Genomic DNA, 25,409 nt, shown 5'->3' on the forward strand with positions numbered 1-25,409 from the left:
GCAAATTAATAAACCAATAATCGTGATCTTTATCACCCAAACAAGATAAAGGTGGTGGATAGATGTGGCTTAGTCCGCAATCTTTATTTACGCTATAAAACAACTAGAATCCGTATTAGCCCATTGCCACCAGCAAACCGGTCGCAACCCGAAACAGAGGTATCCATCATGCGCCTGATCCCGTTGAAATCTGCCAGCCAAGTAGGCCTCTGGTCTGCCCGTTACATCGTTGACCGTATCAATGCGTTCAAACCGACTGCAGATCGTCCCTTCGTGCTGGGCCTGCCCACCGGCGGCACGCCGCTCAATACCTACAAGCGCCTGATCGAGTTGCACAAAGCCGGTGAAGTGAGCTTCCAGAACGTGGTCACCTTCAACATGGACGAGTACGTCGGCCTGCCGGAAGATCACCCGGAGAGCTACCACAGCTTCATGCACAACAACTTCTTCAGTCACATCGACATTCGTCCCGAAAACATCAACATCCTCAACGGCAATGCCGAGGATCTAGTGGCCGAGTGCAAGCGCTACGAAGACAAGATCAAGTCCTACGGCAAGATCCACCTGTTCATGGGTGGCGTGGGTAACGATGGTCACATCGCGTTCAACGAGCCGGCCTCTTCCCTCTCTTCCCGCACCCGGGTCAAGACCCTGACCGAAGATACCCGCATCGCCAACTCCCGCTTCTTCGGTGGCGACATGGAGCAGGTGCCCAAGCTGGCGCTGACCGTGGGTGTCGGCACCCTGATGGATGCGGAAGAGATCATGATCCTGGTGACCGGCCACGGCAAGGCACTGGCCCTGCAGGCCGCCGTGGAAGGCAGCGTCAACCACATGTGGACCATTTCCACTCTGCAACTGCATCCGAAGGGAATGATGGTGTGCGACGAGCCCTCCACCATGGAGCTCAAGGTCAAGACCGTTCGCTACTTCCAGCAGCTGGAAGCCGCCAACATCGGCCGTCTGTAAGGAGTTGCCATGTACGCATTGACCAACTGCACCCTCTACACCGGCAGCTGCGTGCTGACCGGCTACGGGGTGCTTGTCGAAGGCGACAAGATTGTCGCCATCTCTCACCTGGCCGAACTGCCTGCGGGCATTGAGCTGATTGACCTCAAGGGCGCCAACCTGACCGCCGGTTTCATCGATGTGCAGCTCAACGGCTGTGGCGGGGTGATGTTCAACACCGAGATCACGGCCGAAACTCTGGCGACCATGCAGGCGGCCAACCTCAAGTCCGGTACCACCAGCTTCCTGCCGACCCTGATCACCAGCCCGGATGCGGACATGAAGCAGGCAGTTGCGGTCACCCGCGACTACATGGCGGCACACCCCAACGAGGTGCTGGGCGTTCATCTGGAAGGGCCTTACACCAACCTCAAGCGCAAGGGGATCCACCCTGCCGCGCAAATTCGCCAGCCAGCGGATGAGATGATCGACTTCTTCTGCGCCAACGCGGATGCCATCACCAAGATCACCCTGGCACCGGAGCGCAACGAGCCGGCCCATATCCGCCGTCTGGTGGAAGCGGGCATTCTGGTCTCTGCCGGTCACACGGCAGCCAGTTACGATCAGGCCATGGCCGGGTTTGATAACGGTATTCGCTTTGCCACCCACCTCTACAACGCCATGACCCCGACCCTCAACGGTCGCGAGCCGGGCGTCGTGGGCGCCATCTACGATCGCAAGGATGTCTATGCGGGCATCATCGTCGATGGTCACCACGTTCACTGGGCCAACGTGCGTCTGGCTCACAAGGCGCTGGGGGAGCGACTGGTGCTGGTCACCGATGCCACCGCAGCAGCGGGTGCACCGGAAGGCTTTGAGAAATTTGATTTTTGTGGCACCACCGTCTTTTTACGCGATGGTCAGTGTGTCGACGAGAATGGTACACTCGGCGGTTCCTCCCTCACCATGATTGAGGGGGTGGAAAATCTGGTCAAGCAGGTCGGATTACCGCTCGATGAAGCACTGAGAATGGCCAGCCTCTACCCCGCTCGCGCCATTGGATGGGACTCACGTCTCGGTAGTATCCAGGTCGGTAAAGTAGCCAACCTCACTGTCTTCGATCAGGACTTCACGGTCCGTGGGACCGTGGTTAACGGACACTACACACAACAGTGACATCATGACTGGCGGACAAATAGCAAACGTAGATCTTATCAAGCAGGTCAACAGTGCAGCCGTGTATCGGCTCATCGACCTGCAAGGCCCCATCTCCCGGGTCAAGATTGCCGAGTTGAGTCAGCTGGCCCCGGCCAGCGTGACCAAAATAACCCGGCAACTGATCGAGCATGGCCTGATCAAGGAGACCTCTCCGCAAGCCTCAACCGGCGGGCGGCGTGCCATCTCCCTGACCACCATCAAACATCGCTTTCAGTTTGTCTCTGCCAAGCTGGGCCGCGGCTACCTGCAACTGAGTCTCTATGACCTCGATGGCAAGGAGCTCGACCAGCACGTCATTCAGGTGACCGAGATCGACCAGCAACCCGTGGTCGACATGCTGCTGCGAGAGATTGGCGCCTTTATCGATGCCAACCGCGAACGTTGTCGCAACCTCATCAGCATCGCGCTGACCATGCCGGGTCTGGTCAACCCGGAATCCGGTATGGTCATCTACACCCCCAAGTACCAGATCCGCAATCTGGGACTGGCGAAGCTGCTTGAGAACCACTTCAACCTCCCCTGCTACGTGGGCAACGACACCCGCTCGCTGGCGCTGGCCGAACACTTCTTCGGCGAGTCCCGCGACTGCATGGACTCCATTCTGGTGAGCGTCCACCAGGGGACTGGCTCCGGGATCATCACCAAGGGTCAGGTGTTCCTCGGTCAGAACCGCAACGTCGGCGAGATCGGCCATATTCAGGTCGAGCCCCTCGGCAAACGCTGCCACTGCGGCAACTTCGGCTGCCTCGAGACCATCGCCTCCAACGAAGCGATCATCGACAAGGTGAAGGAGCTTATCAGCCGCGGTCACCAGAGCGCGCTGCAGGAGAAGCACATCACCATTCAGGAGGTATGCAAGGCGGCGCTGGCGGGCGATGAACTGGCCCGCAGCGTGATCGAGAACGTGGGTGAGCATCTGGGACGGGCGGTGGCTATTACGGTCAACCTGTTCAACCCGCAGAAAGTACTGATCGCCGGTGAAATCACCGCCGCCGAAGAGATCCTCTTCCCGGCCATCCGTCGCTGCGTCGAGCATCAATCCCTGCCTAGCTTCCACCGTGGCCTGCCCATCGTGAAAGCCCGCTTCCAGAACCAGCCGACCTATGGCGGCTTTGCGCTGGTCAAGCGCGCCCTGCTGGAGGGAGATCTGCTGCAGATCATCATGGAGCAGAAGTAAGGCACTGATCTTGCGAGATAACAAAACGGCAGCCAGTGGCTGCCGTTTTCTATTGTGTGCCTGCTGGCGGTTTAGCCCGCCCGACATGGCTTGAACAGATCCAGCTTGTTGTTGTAAACACGGGTCTGCACATCCATGATCCCCAGCATGGAGTGAAAGAGGTTGTCATGGGAGAAGCGCTGGCTGCTCGCCTCCGCCGCCAGGCAACCCATATCCAGCTGGCGATCGGCCTGTAACTGGGGCGAGAACCAGGTCAGCAGCGGCACCCGGGTCTGATCATCCGGCGCAAACTTGTAGGGCGTGCCATGCAGATAGAGCCCCATAGCCCCAAGGGATTCACCGTGATCGGATAGATAGACCAGTCCCACATTGTACTGGCTCTCCAGCGACTTGAGCTTGTCTATCAGCAGTCCCACCACCTTGTCGGTGTAGCGGATGGTGTTGTCATAGGTGTTGACCAGCTCTTCGTTACTGCAGTTTTCGATGTCGCTACGCGGACAATCCGGCATAAAGGCGCGCTCGCCGACGGGATAACGACGGAAATAGGTCGGGCCATGGCTGCCCATCAGGTGAAAGGCCACCAGCCTGTTGCCCTTCATCCCGGCAATCTGCTGATCCAGCCCCTCCAGCAGCACCTCGTCATAGCAGGATTCCCCCTGGCAAAGCGCCGGGTAGGATTTGGGGAGGATCTCGATGGTCGGCACATTACGGCACACCCCTTTGCAACCGCCATCGTTCTCTTTCCACAGCACAGATACACCGGCATGTTGCAGCACATCGAGCAGGCCATCACGGGAGTTGGCAAGCTGTTCATCGTAGCCACGGCGCGTGAGGTTGGAGAACATGCAAGGTACCGAGACCGCGGTCGCCGTGCCACAGGAACGCACATCCTTAAAAGACACCACCCCCTGCTCTTTGGCCGTGAAGCTGTTGGTCGCCTTGCCATAACCGTTAAGGGAGTAGTTCTGGCTGCGCGCCGTCTCCCCGACCACCAGGAACATCAGGGTCGGCTTGCTTCCCCGTGCTACCACCCTGGCATCGGTCCCTAGGTGCTGGTAAGGGATAGGCGTGGCAAACAGCACATCCCGTCCATATTTGTAGAGGCCGTGCACATAGTTGGCGGGCACAATCTCTTTGGCCAGCGACTTGTTGTTGCGACCGACCGAGGCGTAATCCTGATAGTAAAGAGCCGCGATCCCCCCGATAAAAAGCAGAGAGAGGACCAGGGCGCCGGTGCGCAACGCCAACCCATGATACCAGCGAGCCGGATAGCGGATCCGCAGTGACCAGAGCATCAGAGTGGGCAGTAGCCCGGTCAGCAAGAACCAGAGCGCAACCGAGCCATTCAAATAGGCACCCGCCTCACCACTGTTAGTCTCTACTATGTTTTGCATCATACCGGCGTCAAAGATGACGCCATATTTGAGCATGGCGTAACTGACGATGGAGCCACTCAGGATCAATACGGTAAAAAAGGGTTTGAGCACAAACCGGAACGTGAAGGGAATAAACACGGCATTGAGTGCCGCAATCAGCACCAGCGGGATCGAGATGGCGAATCCGGCTTTGACGTGATTCAGCTCACTGAGCACCGAATAGAAGTGCAAAAGGATAGGCCAGTTAAGAACCAGCGCGAAAAAGAGCACAAGCAGCAGATTGGTCTGCAGCACACCGAGCGTTACACGCATACATCACTCCTAAATACCGGCCTGCAGAGCCGGTCAAGCAAACGAAAACAACGGAGCCAGCGTAGGAAGTAAAACTTAAGAGCGAATTAAGAGAGTTCTGATGCTCGTGCGCTTTATCACAGCGCGGATGGTTCCCGGTCTCCTTCATGGATTTTTAGTTGTCTATCCATCGGATTTTGCTAGCTTGTTGAGTAGGCATTCCAGAAATGCAGGTTAACCGATGGCACTGATCCAAGCCTCAATCGAACAGTTGCGGGTAGGCCACTATATCCATCTCCCCACCGGATGGACCAATCACCCGTTCATGTTCAATGCCTTCAAAATCAAAGATCAGCAGCAGCTGGACATCATCCGCCACCTAGATCTGAACCTGATGATGGTGGATCCGGACAAGAGCGATCTGCCTATCGAGCCGCTACTGCGTGGCGATATTCCTGATGCCGGACCCGATCTCGATGAGCTGGAATCCCTGATTGATGCAGGTCCCCCCCCTTTTGACGAAAAAGCCTTTCGTCGCTCCATGCGCGCCGCCGACAAAGCCTTTGGCCAGTCCATGAGTGAGCTGCGCGATGCACTCGGGGCGCTCAACCTCAAACCGGACGAGGGGTTAGCCAACACCGCCCAGATCGTCCGCAACGCCGCCTTCACCCTCAGTCAGCACGAAGGTCCGCTCGGTCTCCACCTTATTCGTAGCCCCCACACCGATGTTCTGCTACAGCACAGCCTCAACGTAGCTTTCATTGCCATGCTGATGGCGCGCGAACTGGGGATGAACCCCATCGAATTGGAGGAGACCGGACTTGCAGGACTTATCCACGACATCGGCGAGCTGAAAATTCCGAGCCAGATCACCCAAAAGCGCGGGGAACTCAACAAGGCCGAGCAGAACTTTCTCAAGATGCATCCCCAGTACGGGCTGGAAATGCTGACCCAGCTCAACGCCTTTGAACCGAAAATCCGTCAGGTCGCCCATCTGCACCACGAGCGACTCGATGGCAGCGGTTATCCACTCGGGATCAAGGGGGGAGAGATCCCGCCATTAGCCCGGCTGATCGGACTGGTCGACTTCTACGATGAGCTGCTTCATCCGCGCAACAGCGGCACGCCGGCAGCGCCGAGTCAGGCCATCAGCCAGCTCTACAAGTTATCCCAGAAGAAGTTCGACCAGAATCTGGTCAAGTTACTGGTGAAGGTGCTGGGAGTATACCCGCCTGGCTCCCTGGTGAAACTCTCAGACGAGAGTATTGCGCTGGTGCTCTCTACCGAGCCCACCATGCCTCTCAAGCCGAAGATCCTGCCCTATATCAAGGCCCAGCGGCCGGAAGCGGTCGCCATGATCGATCTGCGGGAAGATGAACGCACCATCAGTGCCTTTATCAAACAGGAGGAGCTGGATGAGGGACAGCGGCAGTTCTTCAATCTGACCCGCCGCTTCTGTTACTACTTTGCATTCTGAGTTATCCCCAGAAGCTGGGGATAACTCATTGGACAAACCGGAATAATTGCACGAATCCCCACCAACAGGTTGCCATCTGATCATGTATAAAAAACGCCCAGCCAGGGGGCCGGGCGGAGCATGCCACTTCCATGTGGCGTATCCGACGGATACATTCATGCTCTATCCATCAATAGCAATCTGTCGCCTCTTACACAAATATCAATTTAACATGCTGATTTAATGTAGTTTTATCCATTTGTTCTGGCAAACTGGCGGTCCGTTGCGACCCGCAGGGCCAACCGAACAAGATCTTGATCACACTTATTCACGGGCTGGTTGTTTTTTAGGCTGGCTGATGAGGCGCGTTTTTTATGCAGTTGGTTCTCTCTTTGTTACAGCAGATGAGCGTCAGCCTGGTGATCGCCTATCTCTTCTCGAAAAGCCCGCTGCTTCGCCCGCTTGCCAACTATTCAGTGAGGATTCCTCACAAGGTACTGATATACATAATATTTTCATGTTTTTGCATCCTCGGAACCTATGTGGGCCTAGATATCGACGATGCCATCGCCAACACCCGGGCGGTCGGCGCCGTCTTGGGGGGATTATTGGGGGGGCCGCTGGTGGGCTTTCTGGTGGGGCTGACCGGTGGTCTGCACCGCTATACGCTGGGGGGATTTACCGATCTCGCCTGCGCTATCTCCACCACCTGCGAGGGGTTGCTTGGGGGCATAGTGCACTGGCGACTGATGCGCTCGGGACGAACGGATGCCCTGTTTGAACCGCGTATCGCCTTCTTTACCACCCTCTACGCCGAGATCATGCAGATGGTCATCATCCTGCTGGTGGCGACCCCGTTCGACAAATCCCTGCTGCTGGTGCGCACCATCGCCACCCCGATGATTCTGGCCAACTCCTGCGGCGCGGCGCTCTTTATCAGCATGATCCGCGACCAGCAGCGGATGTATGAGAAGTTCTCCCGGGTCTTCTCCGCCAAGGCGCTCAATATCGCCAACCGTACAGTGGGGATCATGAGTCAGGGCTTTACCCCACAGGCGAGCAACAAGATTGCCCGCATCATTCAGGAGGAGACCGGCGTTGGGGCGGTCGCCATCACGGACACCGAGCAGATCCTCGCCTTTATCGGCACCGGCGAAGATCACCATCTGCCGGGCACCCCCATCGCGTCAGCCATCACCATGCAGGCCATCGCCCAGAACAAGGTGCTGTTTGCCGATGGCAACAGCCAGCCCTATCGCTGCAGCCTCTCCTCCGCATGCCAGCTGGGCTCGGTGCTGGTGATCCCGCTGCAGGGGGACAAGGGGGTGATCGGCACCATCAAGCTCTACGAGCCGAAGAAGCGGCTGTTTCTCAAGATCAACCACACCCTGGGGGAAGGGATTGCCAACCTGCTGTCACAGCAGTTGCTGGCCGGTCGGCTGGAGCAGCATCAGCGGCTGCTGGTGCAGTCCGAACTCAAGCTGATCCAGGCCCAGATCAACCCCCACTTTCTGTTCAACACCCTCAACACCATCAGTGCCATCACCCGGCGCGATCCGGACAAGGCGCGGGATCTGCTGCTGCATCTTTCGCTGTTCTTTCGCAAGAACCTCAAACGCCAGAGCGGCCTTGCGACTCTGCAGGAGGAGCAGGAGCACTGCCAATCCTATCTGGAGATCGAGCTGGCCCGTTTTGGCGATCGGCTGACGGTGATAAACGAGATCCCGCCCCATCTGGCCACACTGCGACTGCCCAGCTTCACCCTGCAACCGTTGATCGAGAATGCCATCAAGCACGGCATCTCGACTCTGCTGGAGCAGGGGCGCATTCGCCTCTGGACCGATGAGCATCCCACCAGCGTCACCATCCATGTGGAAGATAATGCAGGCACCTGGCAAGCACATACCGCTGGCGACGGTCTGGGCATGACCATCGTAGACCGGCGACTGAAAAGCGCCTTTGGCGAGCGCTATGGCGTGACTATTGCGTGCGAGCCGGAACAGTGGACCCGGGTGTCGTTCACCATCCCCAAGGAGCAACCATGATCCGCACTCTGATAGTCGATGACGAACACTACGCCCGCGAAGAGCTGAGGCAGCAGCTGGCCTGCGATCCTGCCATCGAGATCGTGGGGGAAGCGGCCAACGCCATCGAGGCGCTGCCGCTTATTCAGCGCCTCAAGCCTGATGTGGTGTTCCTCGATATCCAGATGCCCAAGCTGAGCGGCATGGAGCTGGTCGCCATGCTCGACCCCCTGCCCCGCATCGTCTTTGTCACCGCCTTTGACGAATATGCCATTCAGGCCTTTGAAGAGAACGCCTTCGACTACCTGCTCAAGCCGGTGGAGCCCGCCCGGCTCGCCAAGACCCTCGCTCGCCTCAAGCAGGATATCTCCCCGCAGCCCATCGAGCGGCTGGCCCCGACTATCGAACATATTCCGGGCTATCTGCACAATCGGGTCAGGCTGCTGCCCATCGCGCAGGTGGAGTATGCCTTCTCCGATCTGGGCGGGGTCCATGTGGCCTGTCAGGGCGAGCTGTTCCACACCCAGCTCACCCTCAAATCGCTGGAAGAAAAGAGCCCGCTGCTGCGCTGCCACCGCCAGTATCTGGTCTCCCCCAACGCCATCTTCGAGATCCAGCTGCTGGATAACCAGCTGGCAGAGATTGTCACCCCGAGCGGCGCCCGAGTGCCGGTCAGTCGTCGCTATCTCAAGGAGCTCAAAGATCAGCTGGGGCTGGACTGAGCCGCGGAGTGTGCGCCTGATCACAGCCGCCGACCGCTCGGCGCGCCAAAGCGCCGCTCGGGGAGTTTCACCTGCCAGACAGGCGCAACCGTTTTAGACTCGCTCTGCACACTAAAAAAACAATGCAGGAGCGTAGCAATGATCTGGTTCTTCCTCTGTGTCGGCTTACTTGTGGCCGGCTACTTCATATACGGCAAATTCATCGAACGGATATTCAGCCCGAAACCCGAGCTGAAAACCCCCGCCATCACCATGGCTGACGGGGTGGACTATGTCCCGATGTCGGACAAGAAAGTCTATCTGGTTCAACTGCTCAACATCGCAGGCGTCGGCCCCATCTTCGGCCCCATCCTGGGTGCCCTCTACGGCCCGGTCGCCATGCTGTGGATCGTCTTTGGCTGCATCTTCGCAGGTGCGGTACATGACTACTTCTCCGGCATGCTGTCGGTACGCGCCAAGGGTGCCTCGGTGCCAACCGTGGTCGGTGAGCATCTGGGCACCGCGGCCAAGCACTTCATGAACCTGTTTGCCGTGGTGCTGCTGATGCTGGTGGGCGTGGTATTCGTGCTGAGCCCGGCAGGGCTGCTCGCCAACCTCACCTCCACCGATCTGGTCTACTGGATTGTGGCAATCTTTGCCTACTACATCCTCGCGACCATAGTCCCCATCGACAAGATCATCGGTCGCTTCTACCCCATCTTCGGCGCCCTGCTGGTCTTCATGTCGGTCGGCCTCATCGTTGGTCTGATCGCCTCCGGCAAAGGCTTCTACAACACCGGGATGGACTTCTCCAACCTGCACCCGACCGAGCTGCCACTGTGGCCGCTTCTCTTCATCACCATCGCCTGTGGCGCGGTATCCGGCTTCCACGCCACCCAGTCACCGCTGATGGCGCGCTGCATGCAGAACGAAAAATCCGGCCGCTTCATCTTCTACGGTGCAATGATAGGTGAAGGGATCATCGCCCTGATCTGGTGCACCCTGGGTCTCTCCTTCTACGACAGCACCGAAGCGCTCAACGCTACCATGGCCAACGGCGGCCCGGCAGCCGTGGTACACGAAGTCTCCACCAGCCTGCTCGGCACAGTCGGCGGTATTCTGGCCATCCTCGGTGTGGTGATCCTGCCCATCACCTCTGGTGACACCGCGTTTCGCAGTGCTCGCCTGATCGTGGCGGACTTCCTGAAGATGACCCAGAAGCCGCTGGCCAAGCGTCTGCTGATCGCCATCCCCATGTTTATCCTTGGCTTCATCATCTCCAAGGCTGAATTCGGGGTGATCTGGCGCTACTTCGGCTGGGCCAACCAGACCACCGCCGTCATCATGTTGTGGGCTGCGGCTGCCTACCTCATCAAAGAGGGCAAGCTGCACTGGATCTGCACCATTCCCGCCATGTTCATGACTGCTGTGGTGATCACCTATCTGGCCAACGCCCCCATCGGGTTCGGGCTGGAGATGGGGACCTCCACCATCATCGGCTTGACTGCAACGGCGGCCATTACCGTGGCCTTCCTGATGAAGTTCCGCCAACCACTGGTTAGCAATCCCAGTGAAGGGTGATGTCTGACTTGAGGTGGTAAAAAAGGGGGCCAAAAGGCCCCTTTTTAATTGACAAAAGAACCAATAAAACAACTCGTTATTCCCTTAAGCTCCTATACAGCACAAGCCCTTAAGATTCCGTGCGACCTGACGATAAATATGTGATTTTAAATTGCTTTCCCGAATATATGAATCAATGATAAAGCTGTGCTTAAAGCCAGTGGAGGTTATACATGTTCCTTGATTACTTTGCCCTTGGCCTGCTCGTCTTTGTCGCGCTGGTCATCTTCTACGGAATCATCGTGATCCACGATATTCCTTACGAAATCGCCAAACATCGCAATCATCCCCATCAGGATGCCATCCATGTTGCCGGCTGGGTCAGCCTGTTTACGCTGCACGTGTTGTGGCCTTTCCTCTGGATCTGGGCCACCCTCTACCGCCCGGATCGGGGCTGGGGCTTTAACCAACGCCTGCAAAAAGATGAAGATGATATCGCGGCCCTCAGAGAAGAGCTGGCTGAACTGAAGGGCCGTCTCAACCATATCGAACAGCAAGAGCAACAGGGATAAACCATGGACCTGCTACTGATCCTGACCTACACGGCGCTGTGTGTCGCCATATTCAAAATTTTCCGCATCCCGCTCAACAAGTGGACCGTCCCCACCGCAGCACTGGGCGGCGTGCTGCTCATCGGCACCCTCATCATGCTGATGAACTACAACCACCCCTACTCCGAGATGGCGCGCAACTACTACCTCTCTACCCCTATCGTACCGCTGGTCAAGGGCCGGGTGGTCGAGGTGCCGGTGCAAGCCAACCAGCCGGTGAAGAAGGGCGATGTGCTGTTTCGCCTCGATGACGAGCCTTTCAGACTGAAAGTGGAGAGCCTGAGCGCTCGCCTCGATGCCAACAAGGATCAACTCAAGTCCATTGACGCCAGACTACGCTCAGCCAAACTGGACAGAGATCGCGCCAGTGACCTGATGCGCCGCGGCGTCGGCAAGCAGCGTGACCTCGACGTGACCCAGGCGAGCGTAGACGAGATCGCCGCCCAGATGGATCAGCAACGCGCCACGCTGGAAGATTTGCAGGCCCAGCTCGATGAAGCCAAATACCAGCTGGCCCAGACCGTGGTCTATGCCCCGAGCGATGGCCATGTGGTGCAGCTTGCCCTGCGTCCAGGCATGATCGCCACCCCGTTTATGTACCGTCCGGTGATGACCTTCATCCACAAAGATGAGACTGCCTATGTTGGCTGGTTCTGGCAGAACAGCATGCAGCGTCTGGCGGTGGGTGATGAGGCCGAAGTGGTGATCGACGGTATTCCCGGCAAGATCTTCAAGGGCAAGGTGACCGCCGTGATCCCGGCCATTGCCGCCGGTAACGTGCAGGCCAACGCTATGCTGCTTGACCAGAATAGCGCCATTCGTCCAGGTCGTATGCCGGTACTGATCTCCATTACCGACCCCGAATGGGCAAAGTATCAGGTAATCGCGGGTGCCAGCGGACAAGCCGCTGTCTATACCGAGTATTTCCACCATGTTTCTGTAATGCGCAAAGTGCTGCTGCGCATGGCAAGCTGGATGAATTACCTCTTCCCCTTCCACTAAGCACGCAATGTATTCAACGGGCCGGCATCATGTCGGCCCGCTGTTTTTTGGCGGCAAGATCCCTATAATGGCGCCATCCTGCCAAGCCCCGCGCCAAACCTGCATGTTCGTTCTCAGACCCTATCAGACCGACGCTGTCAACGCCGTTATCAGCCACTTTCGCAAACACCCGGATCCCGCCGTGGTGGTGCTGCCCACCGGGGCCGGCAAGAGTCTGGTGATCGCCGAACTGGCCCGCAAGGCGCGCGGACGGGTGCTGGTACTGGCCCACGTCAAGGAGCTGGTGGAGCAGAACCACGCCAAGTACGAGGCGTGGGGGCTCAAGGCCGACATTTTTGCCGCCGGTCTCGCCCGCAAGGAGGCAAGCGCCCAGGTGGTGTTCGGCTCGGTGCAGTCGGTCGCCCGCAATCTGGCGGCCTTCGACAGCGCCTTCTCTCTGCTCATCATCGACGAGTGCCACCGGGTCTCGCTCGATGACGACAGCCAGTACCATCAGGTGATCGACCACCTCAAGGCCGCCAATCCGGCCCTCAAGATCCTCGGCCTCACCGCTACCCCCTATCGGCTGGGGCTGGGCTGGATCTACCGGCGCCACTATCACGGCATGGTCAAGAGCCACGGCGAACGGCTGTTTGGCGACTGCGTGTTCGAGCTGCCGCTGCGCTTTATGGTCAAAAACGGCTACCTGACGCCGCCACGCATGGTGGATGCCCCCATCGTCCACTACGACTTCAGCAAGCTGGTGCCGCGGGAGAATGGCCTCTTCAGCGAGGCGGATCTCAACGGCGAGCTCAAGCGTCAGGAGCGGGTTACCCCCCATATCCTGAGCCAGGTGCTGGAGTATGCCTCCGACCGGCAGGGGGTGATGATCTTCGCCGCCACCGTCGAACACGCCCGGGAAATTCACGGCCTGCTTGGCGCCAGAGGCCAGCAGGCGGCCCTTATCACCGGTGAGACGCCGGGGCCGGAGCGCGATGCCCTCATCAACGCCTTCAAGGCACGCGAGCTCAAGTTTCTGGTCAACGTGGCGGTGCTCACCACAGGCTTCGATGCCCCTCATGTCGATCTTATCGTGATGCTCAGGCCCACCGAGTCGGTCTCCCTCTACCAGCAGATCGTCGGGCGGGGCCTGCGTCTCTCGCCGGGCAAGAGCGATTGTCTGGTGCTCGACTATGCGGGCAACAACTTCAACCTGTTCGCCCCCGAAGTGGGGGAGCCTCGCCCCCACGCCGGTACCGAACCGGTACAGGTGCCCTGCCCCGCCTGCGGCTTTGCCAACACCTTCTGGGGCAAGACCGACGAGGATGGCAAGGTGATCGAGCACTACGGCCGCCGCTGTCAGGGGCTGTTTGAAGATGACGAGGGCAACCGCGAAGAGTGTGACTACCGCTTTCGCGCCAAGATCTGCCCCGGCTGTGGCGCGGAGAACGACATCGCCGCCCGCCGCTGCCAGAGCTGCAATCAGCTGCTGGTTGACCCTGACGACAAGCTTAAAGAAGCGCTCAATCTCAAGGATTGCATGGTGATCCGCTGCGCGGGTCTCACCTTCACCGCAGGGCGCGGCAAACAGGGGGAGCGGCTGGAGGTGACCTATCACGATGAGGATGGATTGACCCTCAGCGAATACTTCGGATTTCACTCCCCGGGCGCACGGCGCTTGTTTCAACAGCACTTTGTGCGTCATCATTGGCCCGCCCCGGGTCTGGAACCCGAATTTGCCACCCTGGCGAGCGTGCTGGCGGCACAAAGCCAGTTCCGTCATCCCGATTTCGTCATCGCCCGCAAATCGGGGCGCTTTTGGCAGATAAAAGAGAAGATTTTTGATTATGAGGGTCGCTATCGCACCGCCAACTCGCTGGCGTGATGGCCAGTGGCGACCGGCATAAATCGTATGAATAGCTTTGCCACGGCCGATCCGGCATCGGCGGGTGAAACAAGGTTGAATTATCAGGGCCGGCACCACTGCCGGCCCCCTTCGTCATGTTAGAGGATGTTATGCAGCGGCTGTTGATTGGTTTTTGTGCTCTCTTTTCCCTGGCGGCCCAGGCCGCCCCGCTCACCCCGCCCCAGGGGGGCCAGTACGCCATCATAGTGCAGGGCAACAACGGCGTTGAATTTGCCCGTCATGCGGATCAGATGATCGCCCCCGCTTCCACCATGAAGGTGCTCACAGCGCTGGCGGCCCGCCTCGAGCTGGGTGCCGATTTCCGCTTCGCTACCGACATTCAGGCCCAGCCCGGCGCCAAACAGGGCGACACCATCAACGGTGATATCTGGATCAACTTCGTCGGCGACCCCACCCTCTCCCGCATGGATCTGCTCGCCCTGTTCAAACAACTCGGCGTCACCAGCATCAAGGGCAATGTCTACGTCAACACCGGCGCCTACAACGGCTACGAGCGCGGCAACGGCTGGTCGTGGGGGGATCAGACCCTCTGCTTCGCCGCGCCCGTCTCCTCGGTCATCATCGACAAGAACTGCGCCTACGGCACCATCACTGCCACCCAGATTGGCAAACCGGCGGTCGGCAATGTGGCCACCGGCGTCCCCATCGGCATCGGTGCCGACAACGTGGAAGTGATGAGCTATGGCGACATGGCGCGCCAGTTCTGCGCACTGGAAGTGGACATGGCCAAGGGCAACTTCTACGAACTCAAAGGCTGCATCACCCCGAATAAAGAGCCGCAGGGTCTGCGTTTCGCTATTCACGACGTGGAAGCCTGGGGCTGGGACAACATCCGCTGGGCGATGAACCGTGCCGGCATCAAGCATGATGGCCTGCTGCGGGTCACCCACAAGGCCCCTGAAGGGGCAGAGACCCTCGGCACCCACTACTCGGTCTCCCTGCCGGTGATGCTGGCCAAGATGCTGAAGAAATCGGACAACCTCTATGCCGATACCTTCCTCAAAACCGTGGGCCGTCACTACTACAACAAGCCGGGCAGCTATCGCAGCGGCACCATGGCAGTGCGCGCTATCCTGACCAAACATGGTATCGATCTGGGTAATGCGACCCTGGCCGACGGCTCCGGCCTCTCCGCTCACAATCTCATCAGTGCCCGCCAGATGCTGTCAGTGCTGGACTACATCCAGAAAAACGATGCCGAGCTTGGCCTGATCAAGCTGCTGCCAAGCTCTCAGGTGGATGGCACCCTGGCGTGGCGTCGCAGTGTCACCGCCCCCATGATGAAGAACAAGGTCCACGCCAAGACAGGTACCATCACCGGCACCTCCAATCTGGTGGGCTTTATCGACACGGCAGGCGGCCAGCGCAAGGCGTTTGTGATGTTCCAGCGTGGCCTGTCCCAAGATCCGGCCACCCATGAGCGCTACCGTGCCAGCAAGGCGCCGTGGCCCTGGACAGTATTCGAGAAGGGGGTGCTGGAGAGCATCTATCAACAGCAACCGATCCAGATCGCCGATGAGAGCTGATCCAATAGGCCCACTCGAATCACGGTATCGATAATTTCGGCTTCAAGTCGCCACGAGGCAGGGCTATGCTGTTGCCTGCCTCACATCAACGGCCATACAAAAACGGCTTAAAAAACGGAGAGAAAATATGTTTGCAGTGATTTTTGGTCGCCCGGGTTGCCCCTATTGTGTCCGTGCCGTACAGATCGCCGAGCTGCTGACCGAACAGCGCGATGACTTCAAATTCCGCTACGTGGATATCCATGCCGAAGGCATCACCAAAGAAGATCTGGCCAAGAGCGCCGGCAAGCCGGTCAATACCGTGCCGCAGATCTTCCTGGACGAGCAGCACATCGGTGGCTGCACCGATTTCGAAGCCTACGCCAAAGCGAATCTGGGTCTCTACCAGTAATGCCAGCGGGTCATCCCGAGCGGGTTGACCGCCAGTGCGTATAAAAAATCCGGCGCTATCAGGCGCCGGATTTTTTTATGGGCAACACGCACACATCATTCCCGATCAGGGAGTCACAGACTGGGGTCAGGGAGTCACAGACTGGGCGGCAAAGCGCGCAATGATGGGGTTGTGATCCGAACTGTCGGTCGCCGGTGAACTCACCTCAACCAGGTCCAGATTGCGGTAGTAGAGGTGATCCAGCGGGCGGCCGAAGGCGGTGCGGCGCAAGTCAGGCACCGGCACGGCCTCTTGCAGGCCCAGCTCGTCCACCAATTTGCTTAACCAGAACTGACGTTTGTCGCTCCAGGTGTTGAAATCACCGGCCAGAATAACCGGCCCCTGATGGCGGCGCACCAAGGCAGTCAAATCGTTGAGCTGCTCGCGGAATGTGGCCATCCCCAGCTCGAAATTGACCGCATGGATATTGATGACCATCACGCCGTCAGGATCGCCCTGCAGCGGATAGAGGCTCACCAGCCCGGATTTGGGGATGCGCAGCAAAGGCTCGGGAGAGCGCACGCCACAGACGAACGCCTGCGGAGTCTTGGCCACCGTCATCACCCCGAACGACACGCCGCCCTGGGTGAAGGCTTGCAGCTGTTGCCAATGGAAATCACCGGCGCGCAGCCAGTCGAGCATATCGGGACGAGTGGCCGACTCTTGCAGCAGCACCAGATCCTGCCCCTTGGCGTAACTGTCCATCCCTTCGCGCCAGTTCTTGCGCTGGCCCTTGTAGAGATTCCACACCGTCACCCCGAATTCACGGGGCAGCGCCGTGGTCGCCAACGCTACCAGCGGCGGACGCTGGCAGTCGAGTCCCGGCACAATCCCTTGAGCTGTGACCAGATGGTTCTGATCCGGCACCTCAAAACAGCCTACCAACCCCAAGGTCAGCAGGGAGGTGCCAAGAATGCGATAACTATTTTTCATTGGCTAACAACCGCCCGCCTTTGCTTTTTGTTGCGACCATCACAAACGTCATCCACGCCGACTAAGCTGATAGTCCCTGTTCCACCCAACCAGAAGGACGCTGTCTCATGGCGAAAGAACTTCGGTACAACGTGACGTTTTATGATCAACAAGGAAATTGTCATCAAGTGGAGCTGTCCACCGTCTATCAGATAAGACGGGATCCTCAATGCGATCTCTGCCTGTTCGACACCCTGCAATATGTGGGCTCGGAAGAGATGCTGGAACGCATGATACGGCAAAAAACCGGGCTTGAGCAGGAAATATCCATCATCAATGCCCGGCTGATTTAATCAGGCACTCACCGGAACCGGGCGGGATTTGCCCTGTTCGTCGATGGCGACATAGGTGAAGATCCCCTCGGTCACACAGTAACGCTGGGCATCGTTCTCCCGCAGTACCGGCTTGACCCACACCTCCAGCTTGAGCTTCATGGAGCTGCGGCCGATCTTCATGCAGCGGCCGTAGCAGCAGACCACATCACCCACCTTGACCGGACTGTGGAAGGTCATGCCTTCGACGGATACGGTACAAATACGTCCTTTTGCCAGCTCCTTGGCCATAATGCCCCCACCTATATCCATCTGGGACATGATCCAGCCACCAAAGATGTCACCATTGGGGTTGGTATCGGCTGGCATTGCCAGGGTTCTCAGCAACAACTCCCCATCGGGGTGACGTTTTGTATCTACCATCATTACCGCCTCTCTCTCATGGATGGCGGCATGATAGGGGGCGATCCCCCCCTTGGCAAACCTCAATTGCCCGAGGCGGCAAGCTCGGCAAACCAGTGGGCCGGATCGGGCCAGCGATAGTTGAATCCCATCTGCTGGCAAATCAGCTGGCCGTCGATGGGCTGAAATTCACCGGCAGGCTCGATAAAGACCGGTACGGGTAGCCCCTGCTGGCGAGCCGCAAAGGGATAAAACTGCTCGCGGCGCGGATGCACCGGCGCGCTCAGGTTGAAAACATCCCCGTCCTTGCCCTGCTCAAGCAGCAGCATGCAAGCCGCCACCACATCGTCCAGATGGACCAGATTGACCGACTGGGCGCCACCATCCAGCGTCTTGCCCGCGAGGAAACGGCCGGGATGGCGATCCGGGCCATAAAGGCCGGAGGGGCGCACTATCATCACCGACTCGAAACCGGCCGCCAGCACCGCCTGCTCCGCCGCCAGCATCCGCTCACCACGGGCATGGCGCGGTTTGGGCTGTTCACCCTCCTGCTGCCCCGCGCCCCATACCGAGGTGGCGCTGACAAACAGCACCCGCCGGGTGCCATTCGCTTTGGCCAACGCGCAAGCCCTTGCCACCGCCTGCGGATAGTCATCGGTCTTGCTGGGCGGTACGCAGATAACCAGCGATTCGCAGGGGATGGGCCACGCATCCGACATATGGGCAGAAATCGTCAGCGGATAGGCATCGATCCCCTCCCCCTGCAGACGGGTCGCCTTCTCGGCGCTGCTGACCGTCACCGCAACCTGCTTGCCTGCCGCCAGCAGGGCCCGCGCCAGCGGCAGCCCCAGCCACCCCGCCCCCAGAATGCCGATCGTCCCGGCGAAATGTTGCTCTGTCATCGTCCCTTCTCCTGCTTGACGCTATTTGCCCCGCAGCTTACCTGCCTTGGTAGGAAAAGGAAGCCTTGGCTTGCAGATATATAAATGCCGACAATGTGGTGGTACATGCTTCCCATTCGCTAACAATATCAGTAATTAAAATACTATATCTGACCTATACGATCATTTGTTAATCTTTAAAGAAAACCGGTTGTGTGACATTGTCATTTTCAAAACATCTATATTCTTAGCCTCACATACCCTCCTAATTTCATCTTCATGAGCAGAGGAAATTCTAGCACCTAAAATAACATGTTTTGGTTTTGGCATACTATAAGGCATTTCTTTTTGGAAAATCATATTCCCAAACACAAGCCTCCATTCTTTTTCATAAGCCCACTCTGTACTTTTCATCAGGGCAACTTGATTAAGATAAAGAACATTATTAGTGGTTTTATTTTTACCAAAAACGTTACTGGCATCAAACATTTCATCTGAATAAATAACAGGGTAGATTGAACTTGCTCTTAGATCTTCCTTTCCTAATTCGTAAAAATCATAACCTATACAAAAACCAGTATGATAACTGGCATAATGCGACCACATTAATATTGATTTTGGATTTTCAGAAAAACAACAAATCTTGAACATTTGCTTAAAACCTTCAGATGTTTCTCTCACAAGGTTTTTTGCTCTATCTTTCATTACAGTACGTATAGCTTCTCCACAAGTACGACCATAATCAGGTCTTTCTGGATAACTAAGCTCAAGTAGCTTTACCATTGGATGAGGACTTTCTGCAATTGACTGAACTTGTTCTTCAGTTAACTGCTCTATTAATCCATTCTCTTGAGCCATTGATAAAACTGACTCCCTATTATCAGGATCCAGCTCTATATCATAATGAAATGAGCAATCATAAGGGTCATTAAAATTTTTCGGGTCTGATAACCATATTGTGTCATCCAATAAATTTTTTATAGAGTTATCATTTACCGAGCGATATTTATAAAGAATCTTAGGTATGTGTTCATACTTAAGAGAAATAGCTTTTTTAATTTGCTCTACAGATGTTGTATTGGAAAACACCAACTTCTTATATTCTTCAAACCAATCCATACTCTCCCCTATGACCTAAATAGATAAAGAATTATGTTATTTGCAGCCTTATCAATCATACCAGTACATTAATTCAAATTTTGTTTGCTTTCAATTATTAACAGTCATAATTGCCAGCCCTACTCTGGGATATATAGGTTTCCTGTTTTCTATTTAACCTAAAAAAGCGGGCCAATGGCCCGCTTGGTTATATTTCACTCACTCCATCCTCACACCGGCGGATGGAAATGGCTGGCCTCGCGGGTGGCCATCTCCTCGTAGGTGGCCCACTTCTGCCACGCCACTTGTTGCGCCACCTGCATCAGCCGTTCGGCCTCCTCCGGATGGCTCTGGGCCAGCACCCGATAACGGGTCTCCTCCTGCCGGTATTCAGCGAGGGGGATCGATGGGCGCAGGCTGTCGAGACTAAAGGGGTTCTGCCCCGATCTGCGCAGTACCGGGTTGTAGCGCATCAGCGGCCAGTGGCCAGAGGCCACGGCGCGTTTTTGCTGAGTTAGACCAAACTCCATATCGATGCCATGAGCGATGCAGTGGCTGTAGGCGATGATCAGCGACGGGCCCGGATAGGCTTCGGCCTCACGCAAGGCCTGCAGCGCCTGCTGCGGATTGGCACCAAAGGCGATGCGGGCAACATAGACGTTGCCATAGGAGATGGCCTGCAACGCCACATCCTTCTTGGCCAGCGTCTTGCCCCCCGCCGCGAACTTGGCGACGGCACCGAGCGGGGTCGATTTCGACATCTGGCCGCCAGTGTTGGAGTAGACCTCGGTATCCATCACCAGCACGTTCACATCGCGGCCGGAGGCGAGCACATGATCGAGCCCCGCCGAGCCGATGTCATAGGCCCAGCCATCGCCGCCGATGATCCAGACCGAACGGCGCACCAGCTGATCAATCAAGGACAGCAGCTCGCGAGCCTTGCCGGATTTCACCTCTTCCAGCCGCTCGCGCACTTGCGCGACCCGGGTGCGCTGGGCGCGGATCTCCGACTCCAGCCGCTGCGGGGCGTTGATAAGCGACTCGACCAATGCCTCACCCAGTTCCCCCTTCATCGCCTGCAAGGCCGCCACCGCCTGACCGTGATGCTGATCGGCGGTGAGACGAAAACCAAAGCCAAACTCGGCGTTGTCCTCAAACAGGGAGTTGGACCAGGCCGGCCCCTTCCCTTCGCCGTTCTTGGCCCACGGCGTGGTCGGCAGGTTGCCGCCGTAGATGGAGGAGCAACCGGTGGCGTTGGCCACCAGCATGCGGTCGCCAAACAGCTGGGTCAGCAGCTTGAGGTACGGGGTCTCGCCACAACCGGCGCAGGCGCCGGAGAACTCGAAAAGGGGTTCGAGGAACTGGGTGCCGCGCACCGTGGAGAAATCCACCCGCTCGCGGGCAGGCCAGGGCAGGCTCTCGAACCAGCGCAGCGCCTGTTTCTGACCAGCCAGATGGGGGGCCTTGTCCATCATGGTGATGGCACGTTCGCCCTCGTGTTCCTCATCAGCCCCGGCCCGCACCGGACAGGCCTGCACGCACTGGCCGCAGCCGGTGCAATCTTCCGGGTAGAGCTGCAGGGTGTAGCGGCTGTCGGGGAAACCCTTGGCGGTGACGGGCACCGACTGCGCCGCCTCGGGGGCGGTCGCCAGCCAGTCCTGATGGTAGAACTTGGCCCGCAGCGCCGCGTGGGGGCAGACAAAGACGCAGTTGCCGCACTGGATGCAGATATCCGAATGCCAAATCGGGATCTCGCGGGCGATATCCCGCTTCTCGAAACGGCTGGTGGCGGTGGGATAAGTGCCATCCACCGGCAGCATGGAGACGGGGATCAGATCGCCGCGCCCCGCCAGCATCTCGCCGGTGACGCGCTGGACAAACTCGCTGCCACCCGGCGCCAACGGCAGCGGATAGTCGCTGATCTGCTCCTCACCGGCCGGGATGGCCACCTGATGGAGATGGGCCAGGGTGTCATCCACCGCCGCGAAGTTGCGCTCAACCACCTCGGGTCCCTTGCGGGCATAGCTCTTCTCGATGCTCTCCTTGATCAGCGCAATCGCCTCATCCCGCGGCAAGATGCCAGCCAACGCGAAGAAGCAGGTCTGCATGATGGTGTTGATGCGATTGCCCATGCCGTTGCGCTCGGCCACCCGATCGCCGTCGATGCAGTAGAGGCGAATATCGAGAGCGCGAATACGGGCACGCAGCCGCTCGGGCAGCTGGTCCCACACCTTGTCCGCCTCATGGGGGGCATTAAGCAGCAGGGTCGCCCCTTCCGCGGCATGTTCCAGCAGATCCACCGACTCGACAAAGCCCCACTGGTGGCAACCGATAAAGCTCGCCTGCTCGATAAGCCAGGGGGCGTCGATGGGCTCGGGGCCAAAGCGCAGGTGGGAGACGGTGCGCGAGCCCGACTTCTTGGAGTCGTAGACGAAGTAGCCCTGGGCGTGGAACCCCTCCAGCTCACCGATGATCTTGATGCTGTTCTTGTTGGCGCCCACGGTGCCGTCGGCACCGAGGCCGAAAAAGAGCGCCCGCACCCGACTGGCGGGCTCAAGATCACCGATGGGGTGCCAGGCCAGACTGAGGCCCGACACGTCGTCCACTATCCCCACGGTAAAGCGCGGACGCGGCGCATCGGATGCCAGCTCCTCGAACACCGCCGCGCACATGGCGGGGGTGAACTCTTTGGAAGAGAGGCCGTAGCGACCGCCACTGAGCCACGGCAGCCGCTTGATAAGGCCGCGCTGCAAGCCATCGATCAGCGCGCTCTGCACATCCAGCAGCAGCGGCTCGCCACCGGCGCCCGGCTCCTTGGTGCGATCCAGCACCGCCATGCGCCGCACGCTCTGCGGCAGCGCATCGAGCAGCGCCTGTACCGGGAAGGGGCGATAGAGGCGAATGACCAGTACCCCGGTCTTGCGATCCTGTTGGTTGAGCCAATCCACTGTGGTGCGGGCGGTAGCCGCCCCCGAGCCCATCAGCACGATCACATCGGTGGCATCAGGCGCGCCGTGGTACTCCACCAGGCGGTAGTGGCGGCCGGTCAGCTCGCCGAGATTGTCCATGCATTGCTGCACCCGTGCCGGCACCGCTTCGTAGAAGGGGTTGACGCTCTCGCGGGACTGGAAATAGGTATCCGGGTTCTGGGCGGTGCCACGCATCACCGGATGATCCGGGTTGAGGGCCCGCGCGCGGTGGGCGCGCACCCAGTCGTTGTCGATAAGGGCGCGAATTTCATCCCGATGCAGGGCGGTGATCTTGTTCACCTCGTGGGAGGTGCGAAAGCCGTCGAAGAAGTGGATGAAAGGCACCCGGCACTGCAGGGTGACGCTGTGGGCAACCAAGGCCAAGTCCTGCGCCTCCTGCACCGAGCCGGAGGCAAGCATGGCAAAGCCGGTGCTGCGCGCCGCCATCACGTCCTGATGGTCGCCAAAAATCGACAGCCCCTGCGCCGCGAGCGATCTGGCCGCCACATGGAACACCGCCGAGGTCAATTCACCGGCGATCTTGTACATGTTGGGCAGCATCAGCATCAGTCCCTGACTGGCGGTGAAGGTGGTGGCGAGCGCCCCCGCCTGCAGGGCGCCGTGTACCGTACCGGCCGCCCCCCCTTCACTCTGCATCTCCACCACAGTGGGAATGTTGCCCCACAGGTTGGTCTGCCCCTCCGCCGCCCAGGCGTCGGCCAGTTCGGCCATGGTCGAGCTCGGGGTAATGGGATAGATGGCACACACTTCACTCAGCTGGTACGCCACCCGGGCCGCGGCTTCGTTGCCGTCGACCATGATCAGTTCATGTTTCATTGGGACTCCTGTGGTTGGCGCAACTCGATGGCGTGACAAGGACACTGGTCGTGGCAGGCGCCGCAGCCGGTGCAGCGCTCGGCATCCACCTGATAGCCCTTGCCCGGCCCCAGCTTCTCGATGGCCTGCTCGGGGCAGCTGCCGTAGCAGCCGTCGCACTCGAAGCAGTTGCCGCAGGAGTAGCAACGCGCCGCCTCGTAACGGGCGGCCACCTCATCCAGCCCACCGATGATCTCGCCAAAGTCGTCCCGCGCCCACGCCGGTTTGACCGGCTGATTGCTGGCGGGCGCGTGGGTCTGGAACCAGAGCTGCAACTGCTCCGGCCCCACCAGCGGGTAGGAGAGCATCTTCTGATAGTGGCGACCACGCAGCCAGGCATCCATGTGGCGCGCCGCCTTCTTGCCATGACCGGTGGCGATGGTAACAGTGCGCTCGGAGGGCACCATATCGCCGCCGGCAAACAGCCCGGCGACATCTGTCATCAGATTGCCCGCCACCTGCACCACCCCCTCCTTGTTGACCCGCACGCCGGGGATGCTCTCCAGCACCGAGAGGTCGACCTCCTGACCGAGCGCCAGAATAAGGGAATCCGCTTCGAGGGTTTCAAACTTGCCGGTGGGTACCGGCTTGCCCTCTGCATCCAGCGCCATCACCTCCACCTCGATATTGGTGTTGTCGAGCTGGCGGATGCTGCGCAGCCAGTTGATCTTGATCCCCTCCTCCTCGGCCTCATCGGCTTCAAAGGCGTGGGCCGGCATATGGTCCCGGTCGCGGCGGTAGATGATCATCGCCTCTTCCACCCCGAGGCGACGAGCGGTACGGGCCGCATCCATGGCGGTGTTGCCGCCGCCGTAGATGGCAACCCGCCGTCCCAGTTTTGGCGGTGGCAGTCCTTTCTCTTCGGCAAGACTGGCCTGCTCGAGGAAACTCACCGCATCGAGGATTTTTCCCGCTTCCCGGGCCGGAATATCGACCCGCTTGGCCAGATGGGCGCCGATGGCCATAAAAATGGCGTCAAAGCCCCCCTCGTCGCGCTCGCGCAGCACATCCTCCACCTTGTGGTTGAGGGTCAGGGTGACACCAGCCGCCACGATGCGGGCCACCTCCCGATCCAGCACGTCGCGGGGCAAGCGGTAAGCGGGAATGCCAAAACGCAGCATGCCGCCGGCAAGCGGCCCCGCTTCGCGGATCTCCACCTGATGGCCAAGCCGGTTGAGGTGCCAGGCGCAGGAGAGGCCGGAGGGACCGGCACCGATCACCAGCACCTTCTTGCCGCTGGCTGGGGCCGGTGGCGCAGGCAGCCAACCACGGGCCAGCGCCTCGTCGCCGAGGAAGCGCTCGATGGCATGGATGGAGACGGATTCATCCACCTGCCCGCGGTTGCAGGCACTCTCGCAGGGGTGATAGCAGACCCGGCCATGAATGGCGGGCAAGGGGTTCTCTTCGATCAGGGTCTGCCAGGCCGCCTCAAAACGGCCGGCCTGCGCTAAAGAGAGCCAGGCTTGGATATTTTCTCCGGCCGGGCAGGCGTGATTGCAGGGTGGCAGGGCCGGCCGCCAAACGGGTAGCCGGGTACGCACCGGGCCTGTTCCCGTTTTCAGGGAGAGATCCGGCAATGGGGTCATGTCCAGTTGTTTGCTCATACATTGCTTTCTTCTTTTTGTGTGACAGGCCCCACCCGATGGCGCTTGATACCGTGTAGCCGAGGCGGACGGTGGCCGGATGGGGAAGAAGCGAAAGCGTTAGAAACTG

The 25,409-nt window shown here is 58.8% G+C and carries 20 protein-coding genes; 13 read left to right on the top strand and 7 right to left on the bottom strand.

The features are described from left to right. Positions 1–168 precede the first annotated feature (168 nt). Genes nagB through I6L35_RS19730 form a run of 3 tightly spaced genes read left to right on the top strand, consistent with a single transcriptional unit; the run spans position 169 to position 3,343 of the window. Positions 169–969: a glucosamine-6-phosphate deaminase gene (gene nagB / locus I6L35_RS19720; protein ID WP_005344421.1), complete on the top strand. Its 801-nt coding sequence runs from the start codon at positions 169–171 to the stop codon at positions 967–969. Positions 970–978: 9 nt separating this feature from the next. Beyond that, positions 979–2,124, top strand: coding sequence for an N-acetylglucosamine-6-phosphate deacetylase (gene nagA / locus I6L35_RS19725; protein WP_216979107.1), 1,146 nt, complete (start codon positions 979–981; stop codon positions 2,122–2,124). A 4-nt stretch (positions 2,125–2,128) separates the two neighbouring features. Beyond that, on the top strand, positions 2,129–3,343 hold the full coding sequence (locus tag I6L35_RS19730) for an ROK family protein (protein ID WP_005334312.1): 1,215 nt from the start codon (positions 2,129–2,131) through the stop codon (positions 3,341–3,343). Between the two features lie 71 nt (positions 3,344–3,414). On the opposite strand, the gene I6L35_RS19735 is transcribed toward I6L35_RS19730, so the two are convergent. Further along, on the bottom strand, positions 3,415–5,031 hold the full coding sequence (locus I6L35_RS19735; protein ID WP_216979108.1) for a phosphoethanolamine transferase: 1,617 nt from the start codon (positions 5,029–5,031) through the stop codon (positions 3,415–3,417). 220 nt (positions 5,032–5,251) lie between these two features. Between I6L35_RS19735 and I6L35_RS19740 the strand changes: the two genes are divergently transcribed. The 9 genes from I6L35_RS19740 to I6L35_RS19780 all read left to right on the top strand — a co-directional run bounded on the left by I6L35_RS19740 (position 5,252) and on the right by I6L35_RS19780 (position 16,187). Next, positions 5,252–6,487, top strand: a complete 1,236-nt coding sequence (locus I6L35_RS19740) for an HD-GYP domain-containing protein (RefSeq protein ID WP_216979109.1) — start codon at positions 5,252–5,254, stop codon at positions 6,485–6,487. A gap of 353 nt (positions 6,488–6,840) precedes the next feature. Beyond that, on the top strand, positions 6,841–8,511 hold the full coding sequence (locus I6L35_RS19745; RefSeq protein WP_216979110.1) for a sensor histidine kinase: 1,671 nt from the start codon (positions 6,841–6,843) through the stop codon (positions 8,509–8,511). Beyond that, positions 8,508–9,212, top strand: a complete 705-nt coding sequence (btsR, locus tag I6L35_RS19750; RefSeq protein WP_216979111.1) for a two-component system response regulator BtsR — start codon at positions 8,508–8,510, stop codon at positions 9,210–9,212. Before I6L35_RS19745 ends, btsR begins: the two co-directional genes overlap by 4 nt. 138 nt (positions 9,213–9,350) lie before the next feature. Further along, positions 9,351–10,772, top strand: coding sequence for a carbon starvation protein A (locus I6L35_RS19755; protein WP_019445441.1), 1,422 nt, complete (start codon positions 9,351–9,353; stop codon positions 10,770–10,772). Between the two features lie 212 nt (positions 10,773–10,984). Then, entirely contained in the window at positions 10,985–11,323 is a 339-nt protein-coding gene (locus I6L35_RS19760; protein WP_042032410.1) for a DUF3302 domain-containing protein, read from the top strand. A gap of 3 nt (positions 11,324–11,326) precedes the next feature. Then, positions 11,327–12,364, top strand: coding sequence for an HlyD family secretion protein (locus tag I6L35_RS19765; protein ID WP_216979112.1), 1,038 nt, complete (start codon positions 11,327–11,329; stop codon positions 12,362–12,364). A 103-nt stretch (positions 12,365–12,467) separates the two neighbouring features. Beyond that, positions 12,468–14,228 carry a DEAD/DEAH box helicase gene (locus I6L35_RS19770; RefSeq protein WP_216979113.1) on the top strand — a complete coding sequence of 587 codons (1,761 nt, stop codon included), beginning with the start codon at positions 12,468–12,470 and terminating at the stop codon, positions 14,226–14,228. A gap of 131 nt (positions 14,229–14,359) precedes the next feature. After that, on the top strand, positions 14,360–15,796 hold the full coding sequence (dacB, locus tag I6L35_RS19775) for a D-alanyl-D-alanine carboxypeptidase/D-alanyl-D-alanine-endopeptidase (RefSeq protein ID WP_216979114.1): 1,437 nt from the start codon (positions 14,360–14,362) through the stop codon (positions 15,794–15,796). A 127-nt stretch (positions 15,797–15,923) separates the two neighbouring features. Further along, positions 15,924–16,187, top strand: a complete 264-nt coding sequence (locus I6L35_RS19780; RefSeq protein ID WP_216979115.1) for a GrxA family glutaredoxin — start codon at positions 15,924–15,926, stop codon at positions 16,185–16,187. A 126-nt stretch (positions 16,188–16,313) separates the two neighbouring features. Here the strand turns inward: I6L35_RS19780 and I6L35_RS19785 are convergent, their stop codons facing one another. Then, positions 16,314–17,159 carry an endonuclease/exonuclease/phosphatase family protein gene (locus I6L35_RS19785; RefSeq protein ID WP_216979116.1) on the bottom strand — a complete coding sequence of 282 codons (846 nt, stop codon included), beginning with the start codon at positions 17,157–17,159 and terminating at the stop codon, positions 16,314–16,316. A gap of 107 nt (positions 17,160–17,266) precedes the next feature. Between I6L35_RS19785 and I6L35_RS19790 the strand changes: the two genes are divergently transcribed. Next, complete coding sequence (locus I6L35_RS19790; protein ID WP_005344394.1) at positions 17,267–17,491, top strand: hypothetical protein; 225 nt, start codon at positions 17,267–17,269, stop codon at positions 17,489–17,491. Here I6L35_RS19790 and yciA read toward each other — a convergent pair whose 3' ends face one another. From yciA to I6L35_RS19815, 5 genes are all read right to left on the bottom strand, one after another. Next, positions 17,492–17,896 (bottom strand): acyl-CoA thioester hydrolase YciA, encoded by a 405-nt coding sequence (yciA, locus tag I6L35_RS19795; protein WP_005337875.1) that lies wholly within the window; start codon positions 17,894–17,896, stop codon positions 17,492–17,494. A 59-nt stretch (positions 17,897–17,955) separates the two neighbouring features. Then, the gene (locus tag I6L35_RS19800) at positions 17,956–18,774 is read right to left on the bottom strand and encodes an NAD-dependent epimerase/dehydratase family protein (protein ID WP_216979117.1); all 819 of its coding nucleotides are present in this window, start codon (positions 18,772–18,774) and stop codon (positions 17,956–17,958) included. 162 nt (positions 18,775–18,936) lie between these two features. Next, positions 18,937–19,872 carry a DUF2971 domain-containing protein gene (locus I6L35_RS19805; RefSeq protein WP_216979118.1) on the bottom strand — a complete coding sequence of 312 codons (936 nt, stop codon included), beginning with the start codon at positions 19,870–19,872 and terminating at the stop codon, positions 18,937–18,939. A gap of 209 nt (positions 19,873–20,081) precedes the next feature. Then, positions 20,082–23,657, bottom strand: a complete 3,576-nt coding sequence (gene nifJ / locus I6L35_RS19810) for a pyruvate:ferredoxin (flavodoxin) oxidoreductase (RefSeq protein WP_216979119.1) — start codon at positions 23,655–23,657, stop codon at positions 20,082–20,084. Beyond that, complete coding sequence (locus tag I6L35_RS19815; RefSeq protein WP_216979120.1) at positions 23,654–25,300, bottom strand: NAD(P)-binding protein; 1,647 nt, start codon at positions 25,298–25,300, stop codon at positions 23,654–23,656. Before I6L35_RS19815 ends, nifJ begins: the two co-directional genes overlap by 4 nt. Between the last annotated feature and the right edge of the window lie 109 nt (positions 25,301–25,409).

Origin of the sequence: Aeromonas sp. FDAARGOS 1405, from assembly GCF_019048265.1 — a bacterium.
Taxonomy (GTDB): Bacteria; Pseudomonadota; Gammaproteobacteria; order Enterobacterales; family Aeromonadaceae; genus Aeromonas; species Aeromonas veronii_A.

Coding starts and splice junctions, on each gene's coding strand:
- nagB (WP_005344421.1), top strand. CDS start 169: ATGCGCCTGATCCCGTTGAAATCTGCCAGCCAAGTAGGCCTCTGGTCT.
- nagA (WP_216979107.1), top strand. CDS start 979: ATGTACGCATTGACCAACTGCACCCTCTACACCGGCAGCTGCGTGCTG.
- I6L35_RS19730 (WP_005334312.1), top strand. CDS start 2,129: ATGACTGGCGGACAAATAGCAAACGTAGATCTTATCAAGCAGGTCAAC.
- I6L35_RS19735 (WP_216979108.1), bottom strand. CDS start 5,031: ATGCGTGTAACGCTCGGTGTGCTGCAGACCAATCTGCTGCTTGTGCTC.
- I6L35_RS19740 (WP_216979109.1), top strand. CDS start 5,252: ATGGCACTGATCCAAGCCTCAATCGAACAGTTGCGGGTAGGCCACTAT.
- I6L35_RS19745 (WP_216979110.1), top strand. CDS start 6,841: ATGCAGTTGGTTCTCTCTTTGTTACAGCAGATGAGCGTCAGCCTGGTG.
- btsR (WP_216979111.1), top strand. CDS start 8,508: ATGATCCGCACTCTGATAGTCGATGACGAACACTACGCCCGCGAAGAG.
- I6L35_RS19755 (WP_019445441.1), top strand. CDS start 9,351: ATGATCTGGTTCTTCCTCTGTGTCGGCTTACTTGTGGCCGGCTACTTC.
- I6L35_RS19760 (WP_042032410.1), top strand. CDS start 10,985: ATGTTCCTTGATTACTTTGCCCTTGGCCTGCTCGTCTTTGTCGCGCTG.
- I6L35_RS19765 (WP_216979112.1), top strand. CDS start 11,327: ATGGACCTGCTACTGATCCTGACCTACACGGCGCTGTGTGTCGCCATA.
- I6L35_RS19770 (WP_216979113.1), top strand. CDS start 12,468: ATGTTCGTTCTCAGACCCTATCAGACCGACGCTGTCAACGCCGTTATC.
- dacB (WP_216979114.1), top strand. CDS start 14,360: ATGCAGCGGCTGTTGATTGGTTTTTGTGCTCTCTTTTCCCTGGCGGCC.
- I6L35_RS19780 (WP_216979115.1), top strand. CDS start 15,924: ATGTTTGCAGTGATTTTTGGTCGCCCGGGTTGCCCCTATTGTGTCCGT.
- I6L35_RS19785 (WP_216979116.1), bottom strand. CDS start 17,159: ATGAAAAATAGTTATCGCATTCTTGGCACCTCCCTGCTGACCTTGGGG.
- I6L35_RS19790 (WP_005344394.1), top strand. CDS start 17,267: ATGGCGAAAGAACTTCGGTACAACGTGACGTTTTATGATCAACAAGGA.
- yciA (WP_005337875.1), bottom strand. CDS start 17,896: ATGATGGTAGATACAAAACGTCACCCCGATGGGGAGTTGTTGCTGAGA.
- I6L35_RS19800 (WP_216979117.1), bottom strand. CDS start 18,774: ATGACAGAGCAACATTTCGCCGGGACGATCGGCATTCTGGGGGCGGGG.
- I6L35_RS19805 (WP_216979118.1), bottom strand. CDS start 19,872: ATGGATTGGTTTGAAGAATATAAGAAGTTGGTGTTTTCCAATACAACA.
- nifJ (WP_216979119.1), bottom strand. CDS start 23,657: ATGAAACATGAACTGATCATGGTCGACGGCAACGAAGCCGCGGCCCGG.
- I6L35_RS19815 (WP_216979120.1), bottom strand. CDS start 25,300: ATGAGCAAACAACTGGACATGACCCCATTGCCGGATCTCTCCCTGAAA.